The 13517-nt window shown below is 57.4% G+C and carries 19 protein-coding genes; 7 read left to right on the top strand and 12 right to left on the bottom strand.

Going from position 1 to position 13517, the window contains the following annotated elements; genetic code table 11:
* Positions 1 to 75 precede the first annotated feature (75 nt).
* The 6 genes from trmB to ACTJJ1_RS24625 all read left to right on the top strand — a co-directional run bounded on the left by trmB (position 76) and on the right by ACTJJ1_RS24625 (position 3606).
* Positions 76 to 795 (top strand): tRNA (guanosine(46)-N7)-methyltransferase TrmB, encoded by a 720-nt coding sequence (gene trmB, locus ACTJJ1_RS24650; protein WP_004948035.1) that lies wholly within the window; start codon positions 76 to 78, stop codon positions 793 to 795.
* A complete protein-coding gene (locus tag ACTJJ1_RS24645) occupies positions 795 to 1121 on the top strand; it encodes a YggL family protein (RefSeq protein WP_004948032.1) in 327 nt (108 codons plus the stop codon). Before trmB ends, ACTJJ1_RS24645 begins: the two co-directional genes overlap by 1 nt.
* A gap of 242 nt (positions 1122 to 1363) precedes the next feature.
* Positions 1364 to 2287 carry a glutaminase B gene (gene glsB / locus ACTJJ1_RS24640; RefSeq protein ID WP_004948028.1) on the top strand — a complete coding sequence of 308 codons (924 nt, stop codon included), beginning with the start codon at positions 1364 to 1366 and terminating at the stop codon, positions 2285 to 2287.
* A gap of 30 nt (positions 2288 to 2317) precedes the next feature.
* On the top strand, positions 2318 to 3034 hold the full coding sequence (locus ACTJJ1_RS24635) for a DUF2884 domain-containing protein (RefSeq protein WP_004948025.1): 717 nt from the start codon (positions 2318 to 2320) through the stop codon (positions 3032 to 3034).
* Between the two features lie 97 nt (positions 3035 to 3131).
* On the top strand, positions 3132 to 3374 hold the full coding sequence (locus ACTJJ1_RS24630) for a DUF4160 domain-containing protein (protein WP_006327907.1): 243 nt from the start codon (positions 3132 to 3134) through the stop codon (positions 3372 to 3374).
* Positions 3358 to 3606 carry a DUF2442 domain-containing protein gene (locus tag ACTJJ1_RS24625; RefSeq protein ID WP_004948022.1) on the top strand — a complete coding sequence of 83 codons (249 nt, stop codon included), beginning with the start codon at positions 3358 to 3360 and terminating at the stop codon, positions 3604 to 3606. The genes ACTJJ1_RS24630 and ACTJJ1_RS24625 overlap by 17 nt, the downstream gene beginning before the upstream one ends.
* Before the next feature lie 53 nt (positions 3607 to 3659).
* Here the strand turns inward: ACTJJ1_RS24625 and hemW are convergent, their stop codons facing one another.
* Genes hemW through ACTJJ1_RS24595 form a run of 6 tightly spaced genes read right to left on the bottom strand, consistent with a single transcriptional unit; the run spans position 3660 to position 7821 of the window.
* A complete protein-coding gene (gene hemW / locus ACTJJ1_RS24620) occupies positions 3660 to 4799 on the bottom strand; it encodes a radical SAM family heme chaperone HemW (RefSeq protein WP_004948019.1) in 1140 nt (379 codons plus the stop codon).
* Entirely contained in the window at positions 4792 to 5385 is a 594-nt protein-coding gene (locus ACTJJ1_RS24615; protein ID WP_004948017.1) for an XTP/dITP diphosphatase, read from the bottom strand. Before ACTJJ1_RS24615 ends, hemW begins: the two co-directional genes overlap by 8 nt.
* 17 nt (positions 5386 to 5402) lie before the next feature.
* Positions 5403 to 5693 (bottom strand): DUF167 family protein YggU, encoded by a 291-nt coding sequence (gene yggU, locus ACTJJ1_RS24610; protein ID WP_440835694.1) that lies wholly within the window; start codon positions 5691 to 5693, stop codon positions 5403 to 5405.
* Complete coding sequence (locus tag ACTJJ1_RS24605) at positions 5690 to 6244, bottom strand: YggT family protein (protein ID WP_004948012.1); 555 nt, start codon at positions 6242 to 6244, stop codon at positions 5690 to 5692. The genes yggU and ACTJJ1_RS24605 overlap by 4 nt, the downstream gene beginning before the upstream one ends.
* A gap of 31 nt (positions 6245 to 6275) precedes the next feature.
* On the bottom strand, positions 6276 to 7094 hold the full coding sequence (gene proC / locus ACTJJ1_RS24600; protein ID WP_440835692.1) for a pyrroline-5-carboxylate reductase: 819 nt from the start codon (positions 7092 to 7094) through the stop codon (positions 6276 to 6278).
* A 19-nt stretch (positions 7095 to 7113) separates the two neighbouring features.
* Positions 7114 to 7821 carry a YggS family pyridoxal phosphate-dependent enzyme gene (locus ACTJJ1_RS24595; RefSeq protein ID WP_004948006.1) on the bottom strand — a complete coding sequence of 236 codons (708 nt, stop codon included), beginning with the start codon at positions 7819 to 7821 and terminating at the stop codon, positions 7114 to 7116.
* Positions 7822 to 7841: 20 nt separating this feature from the next.
* Between ACTJJ1_RS24595 and ACTJJ1_RS24590 the strand changes: the two genes are divergently transcribed.
* Complete coding sequence (locus ACTJJ1_RS24590; RefSeq protein WP_440835690.1) at positions 7842 to 8846, top strand: type IV pilus twitching motility protein PilT; 1005 nt, start codon at positions 7842 to 7844, stop codon at positions 8844 to 8846.
* Positions 8847 to 8987: 141 nt separating this feature from the next.
* On the opposite strand, the gene ruvX is transcribed toward ACTJJ1_RS24590, so the two are convergent.
* The 6 genes from ruvX to ACTJJ1_RS24560 form a co-directional block, all read right to left on the bottom strand.
* Positions 8988 to 9410: a Holliday junction resolvase RuvX gene (ruvX, locus tag ACTJJ1_RS24585; protein WP_004948002.1), complete on the bottom strand. Its 423-nt coding sequence runs from the start codon at positions 9408 to 9410 to the stop codon at positions 8988 to 8990.
* Positions 9410 to 9973: a YqgE/AlgH family protein gene (locus tag ACTJJ1_RS24580; protein ID WP_004948000.1), complete on the bottom strand. Its 564-nt coding sequence runs from the start codon at positions 9971 to 9973 to the stop codon at positions 9410 to 9412. Before ACTJJ1_RS24580 ends, ruvX begins: the two co-directional genes overlap by 1 nt.
* 271 nt (positions 9974 to 10244) lie before the next feature.
* Complete coding sequence (gshB, locus tag ACTJJ1_RS24575) at positions 10245 to 11195, bottom strand: glutathione synthase (RefSeq protein ID WP_004947997.1); 951 nt, start codon at positions 11193 to 11195, stop codon at positions 10245 to 10247.
* A 10-nt stretch (positions 11196 to 11205) separates the two neighbouring features.
* Positions 11206 to 11937, bottom strand: coding sequence for a 16S rRNA (uracil(1498)-N(3))-methyltransferase (gene rsmE, locus ACTJJ1_RS24570; RefSeq protein ID WP_020453960.1), 732 nt, complete (start codon positions 11935 to 11937; stop codon positions 11206 to 11208).
* Between the two features lie 184 nt (positions 11938 to 12121).
* Entirely contained in the window at positions 12122 to 12817 is a 696-nt protein-coding gene (gene endA, locus ACTJJ1_RS24565) for a deoxyribonuclease I (RefSeq protein ID WP_004947990.1), read from the bottom strand.
* Between the two features lie 101 nt (positions 12818 to 12918).
* Positions 12919 to 13431, bottom strand: a complete 513-nt coding sequence (locus ACTJJ1_RS24560) for a SprT family zinc-dependent metalloprotease (protein WP_004947987.1) — start codon at positions 13429 to 13431, stop codon at positions 12919 to 12921.
* Positions 13432 to 13517: the final 86 nt, after the last annotated feature.

The following is a 13517-nucleotide window of genomic DNA, read 5'->3' as shown; positions in this document are numbered from 1 at the left end:
GAACACTTGCTAAACCAAGGTATCTTTGCATAATGCGCGTTTCCCTAATTGGCAGCCAAACAGACAGAAAGCACTATGATTAATGACGTCATCTCCCCGGAATTTGATGAGAACGGCCGCGCGATGCGCCGTATCCGCAGTTTTGTCCGCCGCCAGGGGCGGTTGACCAAAGGCCAGCAGCACGCGCTGGACAACTATTGGCCGGTGATGGGCGTGGAGTATCAGGCTGAACCTGTCGATATCGCCGCACTGTTCGGGCGCGAAGCGCCGACCGTGCTGGAGATCGGTTTTGGCATGGGCGCCTCGCTGGTGACCATGGCGAGCAACAATCCGCAGCAGAACTTCCTGGGGATTGAGGTGCATTCGCCGGGCGTGGGCGCTTGCCTGGCGGACGCCACCGAAGCGGAATTGAGCAACCTGCGCGTGATGTGTCACGATGCGGTTGAGGTGCTGGAGAATATGATCCCGGACGGATCGCTGGACATGGTGCAGCTGTTTTTCCCCGATCCGTGGCACAAAGCGCGCCACAACAAACGCCGCATCGTACAGACGCCGTTCGTTGAACTGGTGCGACGCAAACTGAAAGTCGGGGGCGTATTCCATATGGCCACCGACTGGCAACCTTATGCAGAACATATGTTAGAGGTTATGAACGGGATCTCAGGCTACCGTAATCTTTCCAGCGATAATGATTACGTGCCGCGTCCGGATTCACGCCCGCTGACAAAATTTGAATTACGCGGCCAGCGTCTGGGACATGGCGTTTGGGATTTGATGTTTGAGAGGAAAGAATAATGGCTAAGAACCGCAGTCGTCGTTTACGTAAAAAGTTACACATTGAAGAGTTTCAGGAGCTGGGTTTCTCCGTAGCATGGCGCTTTGCCGAAGGTACCGCGGTTGAGGATATCGACAGCACGCTGGACGCTTTCATCGACGAAGTGATTGAGCCGAATGGCCTGGCGTTTGACGGCAGCGGCTATCTGCAGTGGGAAGGGTTAATCTGTCTGCAAACCATCGGTCATTGCACCGACGAACAGCGCGAACTGGTCAAAAAATGGCTGGAAGCGCGCAAGCTGTCCGACGTTAAGGTCAGCGATCTGTTCGATATCTGGTGGGATTGATTTTACTGGCCCGATGAGTGCGGCATCGCGCCGTGCCATTTATTGATTTAAGGTGCCTTAACGGCACCTTAGACTGTGGACAACCCGCCGAAAAACGTGGTTTTCGCTGGGTTGGGGTAAAACAGAAAATCTGATTCTTTGTTTTTATTGGCACTCATAGCGCTGCTTTTAACTACAGAGAACTTTTTCAGCATTCTCAGGTGCCTTAACGGCACCTTTGTTTTGTCCGGAGTGTGACCGAGGTGGTAACGACATTGGATAACGCGTTGCTGGATGACATCCTGCAACAGGTGCGCCCGCTGATTGGCAAAGGGAAAGTGGCGGACTATATACCGGCGCTGGCGGAAGTGGCCGCCGACCGTCTGGCGATCGCCGTTTGCACCGTCGACGGCGAGATGTTCCAGGCCGGGGACGCCACGGAACGTTTCTCTATTCAGTCCATTTCCAAAGTGCTGAGCCTGACGCTGGCGCTGACGCGCTACCAGGAACACGAGATCTGGCAACGGGTCGGCAAAGAGCCTTCCGGCCTGCCGTTCAACTCGCTGTTGCAGCTGGAAATGGAACAGGGCAAGCCGCGCAATCCGTTTATCAACCCCGGCGCGCTGGTGGTGTGCGACATGCTGCAAACCCGGCTCAGCGCCCCTAAACAGCGGATGCTGGAAGTGGTGCGGCAACTGACCGGCGAAGACGATCTGGCCTATGATTCCCGCGTGGCGCGCTCCGAGTTCGAACACTCCGATCGCAACGCGGCGATAGCCTATTTGATGAAGTCGTTCGGCAACTTCGAAAACGACGTGCTCACCGTTTTGCAAACCTATTTCCACTACTGTGCGCTGCGCATGAGCTGCGTGGAGCTGGCGCGCAGCTTTGCCTATCTGGCCAATCACGGGCGTGACCTCAGTGGGCGCGAAGTGATAAGCCCGCTGCAAGCCCGCCAGATCAACGCGCTGATGATGACCTGCGGCATGTACGACGGCGCGGGGGAGTTCGCTTATCGGGTAGGCATGCCGGGCAAATCCGGCGTAGGCGGCGGCATTGTCGCTATCGTGCCCGATGAACTGTCGATCGCCGTCTGGTCGCCGGAGCTGGATGCATCCGGTAACTCTCTGGCGGGAACTGCGGCGCTGGAACTGTTGTCTCAACGGATTAGCCGTTCGATTTTTTAATCCCACCACGGAAGGGAGTCAGGAGAAAATATGTTAAAGAAAACCGGGTTAGCCTTACTGCTGTTGACCGCTTCACAGGCGCATGCCGAATATCAGTGCAGCGTTAAACCTCAGGACGATGTGGTTATCAGCCCGCAAAACGTGCAGGTGACTGGCGCCAGCGGCAATCTGCAGATTTCGGCGGATGGCGATGTCACCCGTAACGGCCAGGCGCTGAGCCTCAACGACAGCCAGCGTCAGAAAGCGTTCAGTTACCAGAGTGCGCTACGCAAAGAACTGCCGTGGATCGACAAGGGCGCGCAGCAGCATCTGGAAAAAGCGCGGGTGGCGCTGGACAAGGTGATCGTGAAGGAACTGGGTAGCGACAGCAATGTGCGCAATCGCCTGACCACGCTGAACGACCAGCTTAAGCAGCAGATGAACCGCATTATCGAACACCGCAGCGACGGCCTGGCCTTCCACCACAAGGCGATCGACCAGGTTGAGCAGGATGGCCGCAACCTCGTGCAGCAAAGCATGGGCGGCGTGTTGCAAGACAGCCTGAACGAGATGGGCGTCAAGCAGGCCGCCAGCAGCGGCGGTAACCCGTTGCAGGCGATTATGGGCAACCTGGGTGGCCTGCAGAAGGCGATTCAGAACGAATGGAACAACCAGGAGCAGGATTTCCAGAACTTTGGTCACGACGTCTGCAACCGCGTTACCGGCCTGGAAACCCAGCGTAAAGACCTGCTTAACGCGTTGAAGTAACATTAGCTTTATCACTATCGGAGCGTTTTTTGACCTGCTGACGACTATCTGACAAACTGGCTAAACTATAATCAATTGCCAAAAGGATTTTGCATTGATGCCAGTGATATTTCGTTTTAAAGGGTATAAGTTTTTCTTTTACTCAAATGAAGGCGATCCGTTAGAGCCAGCTCATATTCATGTCAGAGACGCGGGGACGGAAGCCAAGTTCTGGTTGACGCCGGTTGTGCAACTGGCACGCAATGATGGGTTTAATTCCAGAGTATTAAAAGAGTTAACTGGAATTATTGAAGATCACCAGTCGCTGTTTTTGGAGGCCTGGAATGAGTATTTCAGCTAAAGCTGTTCGCTTTGATGAGGTGACAATGTGGGTGGAACTGAGCGATGCCAGAATTATTGGTGTGCCATTAACCTGGTTCCCCCGGCTGCTGAATGCAACGGATGAACAACGTGCTTGCTATGAGCTGAGTGCTTGTGGGATCCATTGGGATGCGTTGGATGAAGATATTTCCGTTGAAGGTTTGCTAAAGGGGCGTGGCGATGTGACGCATCGCCCCCATCAGGCGGCCTGAGACACAGGTCCGTTGATTTAATAAAAAAGCGCTGATAATTCAGCGCTTTTTGTTTATTCATCCGCCAGGAACAGCTCCAGCAGCGAGTTAAGGAACAGCTTGCCTTTTTCGGTGATCTGCCAGTATTCCGCGGTTTCTTCCAGATAACCTTTCTCCAGCGCTTCATCCAGCTGTGGGCGAATCACGCTTTCGTCCAGCCCGGTGTAGTGGGCGAAATCGGCACGCGGTGCGGCTTCCAGCAGGCGGAAGCGGTTCATAAAGAACTCGAACGGCCGATCTGCCGTCGTCACCTCATGCTGCTTGTCCATGTACTTGCCCTGCATAAAACCGCGCGGATGCTTGGTTTTCGCGGTGCGTAGAATGCGGCCGTCGCTGAAGGTCAGCTTGCCGTGCGCGCCGCAGCCAATCCCAAGATAGTCGCCGAAGCGCCAATAGTTGAGGTTGTGCTGGCACTGGTAGCCCGGCTTGGCGTAGGCCGAGGTTTCATACTGCCGGTAGCCGGCGGCGCTCAGCAACTGGTGGCCGCGTTCGAAGATGTCCCACAGCGCATCGTCGTCCGGCAGCACCGGCGGCCGCGAGCTGAACAGGGTGTTTGGCTCGATGGTCAGCTGATACCACGACAGGTGCGGCGGGTTCAGAGCGATCGCCTGGCGCAGATCGTCCAGCGCCTCTTCCAGCGACTGGTCCGGTAAACCGTGCATCAGATCGAGGTTAAAACTGCGCAAGCCGAGACCGGTGGCCAGGTGTGCCGCACGCTTGGCCTCTTCCGGGCCGTGAATGCGCCCCAGACGGGTTAATTTCTCCGCGCTGAAGCTCTGCACGCCGATCGAAATGCGGTTCACACCGGCGCGCTGGTAGCCGCTGAAGCGATCGGCTTCCACTGTGCCGGGGTTGGCCTCCATGGTGATCTCTGCGTCATCGGCGACGCGAATACGCGCCCGCACGCCGTCGAGCAGCGATTGCATCGCCTCGGCGCTCAGCAGGCTGGGGGTACCGCCGCCGATAAAAATGGTGCTGATTTCCCGGCCGCCTGCCAGCGGCAGATCGGCATCCAGATCGGCCAGCAGGTGATCGACGTATTCCTGATGCGGCACTTCACCCTTCAACGCATGCGAGTTGAAGTCGCAGTACGGACACTTCTGCACGCACCACGGGATGTGAATGTACAAACTCAGCGGGGGCAACTTAAGCATTGCGCATGGCTTCCAGCATCAGCTTCAGCGCCTTACCGCGGTGTGATACCGCGCTCTTCTCGTCGCGGCTCAGTTCGGCGGCGGTGCGGCCCAACTCCGGGACGTAGAAGACAGGATCGTAACCGAAACCACCGGCACCGGCGGATTCGAAGGTGATTTCACCCGCCCAGCTACCGTGGAACACCAGCGGCGTAGGGTCTTCTGCATGGCGCATGTACACCAGCACGCAGTGGAACTGCGCGCCGCGGCTGCCTTGCGGCACGTCTTTCAGCGCCACCAGCAGCTTGTCGAGGTTTTGCTGGTCAGAAGCGTCTACGCCGGCGTAGCGCGCAGAGTAGATGCCAGGCGCGCCGCCCAGGGCGTCCACTGCCAGGCCGGAATCATCGGCGATCGCCGGCAGGCCGGTGATTTGCGCCGCGTGACGGGCTTTCAGGATGGCGTTTTCGATAAACGTCAGGCCGGTTTCATCGGCGGAATCCACGCCCAGCTCGGTTTGTGCGACCACGTTCAGACCGAAATCGGCCAGCAGGTCGGCGAGTTCACGCACTTTTCCCGGGTTACCGGTGGCAAGAACGACTTTTTGCATGATGACTACCTTGAACATTATTCGATAAGCGCCGTGACCACGGCGGGGATTTGTTGCGGATTGACGATGCGTAACTGTTTATGCCGCCCCAATTCGCCTTTCTCGATAGTGACGTTGCTTTTCGCCACTTTAAACTGCTTGGCGATAAACTTGATCAGATGGGCGTTGGCCTGGCCGTCAACCGGCGGGGCGGTAATGGCGACTTTAAGTTCGTCGCCATGCAAACCGATAATCTGGTCGCGGCTGGCTTTCGGCTGAATATATAGCCTGATCGCCAGCCCGTCCAGCACGGGGGTAACTGCACTCACAGCAGGAACCAGATCTCACCGAACAAATCCATACCCAGGTAGTTGATCAGATACAGAATCAGGATCACCACCATCGCTGAAAAATCGATGCCGCCCATGGCGGGAAGAATGCGGCGGATCGGGGCCATCAGGGGTTCGGTCAGCTGATACATCACATAGTCAATCGGGCTGCGGCCCTGGCTGATCCAGCTCATCAGGGCGCGGATAATCATCACCCAGAAGATCAGATAACCCGCCGACTTGACCAGCGAAATCAGGCCAAACAGCAGGTTATACGGGCTGAGCGACATCGCGCCGCCCTGGATCAGCAGCAACAGCGGGTACTTGATGGTCATCAGCAGGAACGCCAGCAACAGCGAAGCGCTGTCGACAGGCCCCAGTGACGGAATGATGCGACGCAGCGGGCCGACCACCGGTTGGGTGATTTTCACCACGAACTGGGCGAACGGGTTATAAAAGTCGGTACGCGTCCACTGCATCCAAATGCGTAGCAGCAGCACCATAACGTAAAGATCAATAACGGTTTTGACCAAAAAAGTCAGCGTTAGCATGAAAGGGTCCTTCTCCTTAACTCTCGGTTATTTAAAATGATTTTTCCATTTCCTGCGCACGGGAAACCGCCGCGCGCATGGCTTTGGCCACGGTCTCCGGCAGTTGCTGCTCGTTGAATACCCGCAGCGCTTCGGCGGTGGTGCCGCCTTTGGAGGTGACCTGCTCGCGCAGAGTCGATAATGGCGTGTCCGGATTGGCTTCCACCAACGCGGCTGCGCCGGAAGCGGCCTGTTGCACCAGCTCGCGCGCGGTTTGGCTGTCGAAGCCCATGCGCTCGGCTTCTTGCTGCATGGCTTCCATAAACAGGAAGAAGTAGGCCGGTGCGCTGCCTGCGGCGGCGATGACGCCGTTGATGCCGTTTTCGTCATCCACCCAGCAAACCTTGCCGACGGAGGCCATCAAATCGCCGGTGTAGTCGCGATCCTGCTGGCTGACCTGTTGCGGCGCGTACAGGCCGCTCATGCCTTTGCCAACCAGAGACGGGGTATTGGGCATAATGCGCACGATGCTCAGCTTGTTGCTCAACAGTTGGTAAAAACGGCTGACCTGAATGCCGGCGGCGATCGACAGCACCAGCTTGCCGGAGAAATCGACCTGTTGCAGCGGCTGACAGACGTCGGCCATCATCTGCGGTTTTACCGCCAGCACCACGACCTCGGCCTCTCGTGCGCAGGCCAGGTTGTCGCCGCTGCTGACGATGCCGTAGTCCGCCGCCAACGCATCGCGGTTTTTAGCCGAAGGCGCACAGACGCTGATGAGTTTAGCCGGGTATCCGCCCGCCACCAGGCCGGCGATGATCGCGCGCGCCATGTTGCCGGCGCCAATAAAGGTAATCTTACGATGTTGCATCAAAATCCCTCGTTATATGTCAGGCCGGTGAATAATCACGAGCGCCAAAAATTGCGGTGCCGATACGCACCAGGGTGCTGCCTGCGGCAATCGCCGCCGCCATATCATCCGTCATGCCCATCGACAGGGTATCCACCTGCGGATAATGCTGTTGCAGGGCCAGGAAGGCGTCGCTCATCTGGCCGAAGACCGCCAACTGGCGTTGGTAGTCTTCTTCCGGAGCGGGAATCGCCATCAGCCCGCGCAACCTAAGGTTCGGCAGCGCGGCTACCGCCTCCGCCAGCGCCGGTAATTCAGCCAGTACAATGCCAGATTTACTCTGTTCATCGCTGATATTAATTTGGATCAGAACGTTAAGCGGCGGCATGCCAGCCGGGCGTTGATCGCTGAGGCGTTGGGCGATGCGCAGCCGATCCACCGTGTGGCACCAGGCGAAGTGCTCCGCCACCAGCCGGCTTTTATTGGATTGCAACGGGCCGATAAAGTGCCAATCCAGCGTTGCGCCTTCCGGCTGCGTGGCGAAATGCTGAACTTTATCCACGCCTTCCTGCACGTAATTCTCGCCAAAGGCGCGCTGGCCGGCCGCGATGGCTTCTGCGATCGCCGCCACAGGTTTGGTTTTGCTGACTGCAAGCAGAGTGATTTCTTCTGGAGCGCGTGCGCAACCTTGAGCGGCTGTCGCGATGCGGCTTCTGACATCCTGCAGATTCTGTTGGATAGTGCTCATTATTGACCCAGGAGATTGATATGGATATCGACGAATTCGTGGCCCTTAGTGTAAAGCATAATGCTTCCGATCTGCACCTTTGTGCGGGCCATCAACCCATGTTGCGCATTGATGGTGAACTGCAACCGCTGGAAGGGGCGGAAATACTGACTCAGGAGCGAATGCACCAGCTGTGCGGCACGCTGCTGCAACCGCCGCAGCGACAGCTTTTACAGCAGCATGGGCAGCTCGATCTGGCGTTGACGCTGGCGGGCGATATCCGGCTGCGCGCCAATTTCTTTTTGCAAAGCCTGGGGATATCCATCGCGCTGCGGTTGATCGCCGGCCACTGCCCGACGCTGGCGGCGTTAGCGGCACCGGCCATTGTCCCCGCGCTGCTGCGGCGTGAGGATGGTCTGATATTGGTCACCGGCGCGACCGGCAGCGGTAAATCCACCACGCTGGCGGCGATGATTGACGACATCAATCAGCATCAACGCCGGCATGTCATCACGCTGGAAGACCCGATCGAATTTATGCACTATAGCCGGAAGTCGTTGATTCAACAGCGCGAACTGGGCCGCGATAGCCACAGTTTTGACGAAGCGCTACGCGCCGCGCTGCGTGAAGATCCGGATGTGATCCTGTTGGGAGAACTGCGTGACACCACCACCATCCGTCTGGCGCTCACCGCGGCGGAAACCGGCCATTTGGTGCTGGCGACGCTGCATACCCGCAGCGCGCCGCAGGCGGTGGATCGTTTGGTAGACGTTTTCCCGGCAGAAGAAAAGCCTTATGTGCGCGCACAGCTGGCTGCCAGCCTGCAGGCGGTGATTGCGCAAAAGCTGCTAAGCAGGCCTGGTGGCGGGCGGGTGGCAATCTTTGAGGTGCTGACGGCGACGGCGGCGGTCAGCAGCATGATCCGCGAAGGCAAAACCCATCAGCTCGCCAGCGTGCTGCAAACCGGCGCGCAGTCCGGCATGCAGACTTTTGAACAGGGGTTGCAGCAGCGGATCGACGCCGGTTTGCTGGGTGATAGCGTGTGAAGATAGAGAGAGAGCGTTTATACCTTAAATAATTGGAGTTGTATCAAGGCGGCAAGAGCGTGAATCCCCAGGAGCTTACTCAAGTAAGTGACTGGGGGGAGCGCACGCAGCCAACACAGATGCAGCTTCAAGTATGACGGGTTAGCCCCGTTGCCGTTCGAACCAGCTTTCCAGAATCACGACTGCGGAGGCGGAGTCTACGCTGCCTTTGTCCAGAGCGCGGAAACCTCCGCGATCGAACAGATTGGCGCGCGCTTCGACGGTGCTGAGGCGTTCGTCATGCAGCGCGATCTGCACGCCAAAGCGGCCATGCAGGCGGTTGGCGAATTTGCGTGCCTGGTCGGTCACCAACTGCTCGGTGCCATCCATATTCAACGGCAGGCCGACCACCACCAGATCCGGCTGCCACTCTTTCAGCAGCTTTTCGATCTTTTGCCAGTCCGGTGAGCCGTCCTGCGCTTTGAACGCCGCCAACGCGCGGGCGCTGCCGGTGAGTTCCTGACCTATGGCCGCGCCGATGCTTTTGGTGCCGAAGTCGAAGGCGATAATGGTGCGGTTGGTCATCAGGCGTGTCCTGCGTGGTTGGCAATGCTGCGGATATCAATACCAAGAAGGTTGGCGGCCTCGCGCCAGCGGCTGGCGATCGGCGTATGGAACAGAATGTCGGTATCGGCTTCGATGGTCAGCCAGGCGTTTTCCAGCACTTCCTGTTCCAACTGGCCTTTTTCCCAGCCGGCATAGCCAAGCGCCACCAGCACGTCATCCGGTTGCTCCGGAGTACCCAGCGTTTCCAACACGTCTTTTGACGTGGTGATCATGGTATCCGGCGAGATCTGGATGCTGGAGCCGAAGCCACTGCGCGGCGTATGCAGGATAAAACCGCGATCGTCCGCCAATGGGCCACCGGCGAATACCGGCCTATCCAGGCTGATGGCCGGATTGCGAGCGGGCGGCATGATCTTCAGCTTGCTCAGCACCGTTTCCACCGTGAACTGTTCCACCGGCTTGTTGATCACCAGGCCCATGGCCCCCTCTTCATTGTGCTCGCAGACGTAAATCACCGAGCGTTTGAAGCGAGGATCCTGAAGAGATGGCATGGCGATAAGAAAATGGTGCTGTAAATTCATGGCGTTATTTAAGGTAATTGAGTGGTGAGAAGTTAAACAGCCGCCAGTATGCGGCTATACCCGTCGGCTTTCAAGCCGCAGCGTTGTTGGCTGCACGCGCTCACCTCAGTTACTTACTTGAGTAAGCGCCTGAGGATGAGCGAGCTGGCCGCCTAGCTGCAACTCGAAATCCATAGGGTATATACCCGTAGCCTTTCAAGCCGCAGCGTTGTTGGCTGCACGCGCTTTGGAAGGTCAGGATTGCGGGCGACAGCGCCGCCCGCATGGCGGATTACTTCGCTGCCAGACGCTTTTCGATCGCGTCCATCAGCATGCCGGTGATGGAGACCGGGAAGGCCGCTTCGATTTCGCGCGCACAGGTTGGGCTGGTGACGTTGATCTCGGTCAGACGATCGCCGATCACGTCCAGGCCGACGAAGATCAGGCCTTTCTCTTTCAGCGTCGGAGCCACTGCGCGGGCAATTTTCCAGTCGCTTTCGCTCAGAGGGCGCGGTTCGCCACGGCCACCGGCGGCCAGATTACCACGGGTTTCACCCTGCGCCGGGATGCGCGCCAGGCAGTAGGGCACCGGTTCGCCGTCAACCACCAGAATGCGCTTATCGCCTTCCTTGATCGCCGGCAGGAAGTTCTGCGCCATGCAGAAACGGCTACCATGTTCGGTCAGGGTTTCGATAATCACCGACAGGTTAGGATCGTCTTGCTTCACGCGGAAGATGGACGCACCGCCCATGCCGTCCAGCGGTTTGAGGATGATATCGCCGTGCTGCTGGTGGAATTTGCGGATGTGGGCTGCGCTACGGCTGACCAGGGTGTCCGGCGTCAGTTCCGGGAACCAGGCGGTGAACAGCTTCTCGTTGCAGTCACGCAGGCTCTGAGGCTTGTTGACCACCAGCGTGCCTTTCACCTCTGCGCGCTCCAGAATGTAGGTCGCGTAGATGTATTCGGTATCGAATGGCGGATCCTTGCGCATCAGGATCACGTCCAGATCCTGCAGCGCCAGATCCTGCTCGGCTCCGAAGCTGAACCAGCTCTCTTTATCTTCTTTCACGCTCAGCAAGCGGGTGCGTGCGCGCCCATCGCCGGCGTGCAGATAGAGATCGTTCATCTCCATGTAATGCAGTTCCCAGCCACGGCGCTGCGCTTCGAGCAGCATGGCGAAGCTGGTGTCTTTCTTGATATTGATGGAGGCGATAGGGTCCATCACGATGCCGAGCTTAATCATTTTCTCTCCTTTAACCCAGATCGCCGAAACGTACCTGCAAAGCGGTAATTGCGGTGAGCGCTGTAGTTTCTGTACGCAGAACGCGTGGCCCCAGCAGGATATCAGTAAATCCGTAGCCGGTGGTCATCGCAATTTCGTCGGCGGATAACCCGCCTTCCGGCCCAATCAGCAGGCGGACATGGTCCACCGGCAGCGGCAGGGTATTGATGCTGTGGCTGGCGCGCGGGTGCAGGTTAAGCTTCAGACTGCCGTCCTGCTCGGCGCACCAGGCTTCCAACTGCATGGCCTCGCGAATTTCCGGAATGCGGTTGCGGCCGCATTGTTCGCAGGCGGCGACGGCGATTTTCTGCCATTGCTGAATTTTTTTCGCCAGACGTTCGCCGTCCAACTTGACGCCGCAGCGTTCGGAAAACAACGGTGTAATGACGTTAACGCCCAGCTCGATGGATTTCTGAATGGTGAACTCCATCTTCTCCCCACGGGAAATCACCTGGCCCAAGTGCAGATTGAGCGGTGATTCACGGTCTTCCAACTGGCCGGCGCCGAGTTGCACCTGCACGCTTTTCTTATCGACCCGAACTATCTCGGCGTTAAACACCCGGTTGCTGCCGTCGAATAGCTGCAACGTCTGGCCGGCGCTCATGCGCAGCACGCGTCCGACGTGGTTGGCGGCGTCTTCGCTCAGCGCGATTTCCGCATTGTCGATCAAGGGTTGCGGGTGATAAATGCGGGGTATACGCATGTGAATATTCGATCCTGACTAAAGGGGTAGGCAGCTTGATAGATAGAGGCTATACCCTATGAATTTCGAGTTGCAGCTAGGCGCCCAGCTCGTTCATCCCCAGGAGCTTACTTAAGTAAGTGACTGGGGTGAGCGAGTGCAGGTAACAACGCTGCGGCTTGAAAGGCGACGGGTATATAGTAGGTTAGCCTTTTCGTTGCTGGCAAGCCTGTTGAATATAGGCGTTATGATTGCCCTGAACCTTAGCGATGCGTGCTTCACGCAGACATTCCCATTGGCTGACCGGATATTGGCGGTTCCACACTTCGAACAATTGGGTTTGCTGGCGTGAAAGCCGCAGTTGATAACGGTCGCGCATATAGAAATAGGTGCGTGCTATAGCGCCACGGGCCCGCGCCGGCGGCTCTGCCTGCTTATTTTTGAAGTCCACTTTCATCGGGCATTGGCCGTACTGGCCTTCGCCCCCTTTCCACTGGCTGTACATAAAGTTATTGCGATCGCCGTTCACTTCCCCGATCGCCGGCTGCAGGTTGTGCAGATCGGTTTCGATCTGGCGGTAGGTCGCGTCTTTATTGCAGTTTTTGCGGCCGCCTTGCTGCCAGCATTGCAACTGATGGCCGAACTGCCAGGCCGGCACCACGTGTTCCCATTCAATACGCTGCGCACGCTGGGCGTTTTTACGCACCTGATAGCCGCAGCTCTTGAGGTCAGGAATGCCTTTTTTACCCTGCCAGTCGATCCGGCATCCGCAGTAAAAAGAGCCGGGCGCATCCTGATTGATTTTGGCCGCCGCTGTCTTGGCCTGAGAGAAATTATTGATGCCGTGGGCGTGCGCGGCACCTGCAATGAAAACCACCATAAACAGAATTTTGCGAAGCATATTCCAAAACAGCTCGAAATTGGAAAAGCAGGCAGGGTAACGGAAGTTTATGGCAGTGGCAAATGGTGATATTTACTTGTTTTAACGTATAAATCGTTTCATTAAAGGTTTTCGATAGCGATAAATCTCAGCTTTTCGCCGCATTGGCGACAGCGGTATTCGCTTTCACCGCGCAGCACCCGATTGTGACGGCGCACGGTGAGCTGGTGCTGCTGACAGCGGCACAGGTAGGGGAAGGTTTTGCTCTGCACCGAGGCGATTTCGAACTGGTGGGTGCGGCTGGCGGGTACCCGCAAGACGCTCTCCATCATCTGGCGCCATTCGCGGCCATGCGGCGGCACACGGCCAAACTGGCGAAACACCAACAGGTGCGCCAGCTCATGCGGCACCACTTCATCGATAAACGGCTGCTGATTTTCCATTAGCAACACCGGATTCAGCCTGATTTCCCAGGCTTGCAGCCAGGCGGTGCCCGCAGTGGTGCCGCGCTGCTGGTAAACGACTTTGGGTTCAGGAAACTCGACGGAAAAATGCTGGCGGGCCAGCTGAAGCTTTTCCCGCAGACAGCGCATTACCGCCTGTTGCAGCGCAATGGGGATTCTTACTTTGTTCATTGCCGCTAGCTTAAGCAAAGGCGCCCCGGCTGGCAACAAGACGGAAAACTAATTCTTTGCTCACTCCCGGCAGGTTTTTCACCGCA

The organism is Serratia sp. 22264 (assembly GCF_052045345.1).
GTDB classification, from domain to species: domain Bacteria; phylum Pseudomonadota; class Gammaproteobacteria; order Enterobacterales; family Enterobacteriaceae; genus Serratia; species Serratia plymuthica.
Note: the sequence above shows the minus strand (reverse complement) of the source record. Positions and strands in the feature narration are given on the sequence as shown.

Coding starts and splice junctions, on each gene's coding strand:
- ACTJJ1_RS24625 (WP_004948022.1), top strand. CDS start 3,358: ATGAGTATTTCAGCTAAAGCTGTTCGCTTTGATGAGGTGACAATGTGG.
- ACTJJ1_RS24590 (WP_440835690.1), top strand. CDS start 7,842: ATGGATATCGACGAATTCGTGGCCCTTAGTGTAAAGCATAATGCTTCC.
- ACTJJ1_RS24645 (WP_004948032.1), top strand. CDS start 795: ATGGCTAAGAACCGCAGTCGTCGTTTACGTAAAAAGTTACACATTGAA.
- hemW (WP_004948019.1), bottom strand. CDS start 4,799: ATGCTTAAGTTGCCCCCGCTGAGTTTGTACATTCACATCCCGTGGTGC.
- ACTJJ1_RS24595 (WP_004948006.1), bottom strand. CDS start 7,821: ATGAGCACTATCCAACAGAATCTGCAGGATGTCAGAAGCCGCATCGCG.
- rsmE (WP_020453960.1), bottom strand. CDS start 11,937: ATGCGTATACCCCGCATTTATCACCCGCAACCCTTGATCGACAATGCG.
- endA (WP_004947990.1), bottom strand. CDS start 12,817: ATGCTTCGCAAAATTCTGTTTATGGTGGTTTTCATTGCAGGTGCCGCG.
- ACTJJ1_RS24635 (WP_004948025.1), top strand. CDS start 2,318: ATGTTAAAGAAAACCGGGTTAGCCTTACTGCTGTTGACCGCTTCACAG.
- ACTJJ1_RS24605 (WP_004948012.1), bottom strand. CDS start 6,244: ATGCTAACGCTGACTTTTTTGGTCAAAACCGTTATTGATCTTTACGTT.
- ACTJJ1_RS24630 (WP_006327907.1), top strand. CDS start 3,132: ATGCCAGTGATATTTCGTTTTAAAGGGTATAAGTTTTTCTTTTACTCA.
- proC (WP_440835692.1), bottom strand. CDS start 7,094: ATGCAACATCGTAAGATTACCTTTATTGGCGCCGGCAACATGGCGCGC.
- ACTJJ1_RS24615 (WP_004948017.1), bottom strand. CDS start 5,385: ATGCAAAAAGTCGTTCTTGCCACCGGTAACCCGGGAAAAGTGCGTGAA.
- ACTJJ1_RS24580 (WP_004948000.1), bottom strand. CDS start 9,973: ATGAATTTACAGCACCATTTTCTTATCGCCATGCCATCTCTTCAGGAT.
- ruvX (WP_004948002.1), bottom strand. CDS start 9,410: ATGACCAACCGCACCATTATCGCCTTCGACTTCGGCACCAAAAGCATC.
- ACTJJ1_RS24560 (WP_004947987.1), bottom strand. CDS start 13,431: ATGAACAAAGTAAGAATCCCCATTGCGCTGCAACAGGCGGTAATGCGC.
- trmB (WP_004948035.1), top strand. CDS start 76: ATGATTAATGACGTCATCTCCCCGGAATTTGATGAGAACGGCCGCGCG.
- gshB (WP_004947997.1), bottom strand. CDS start 11,195: ATGATTAAGCTCGGCATCGTGATGGACCCTATCGCCTCCATCAATATC.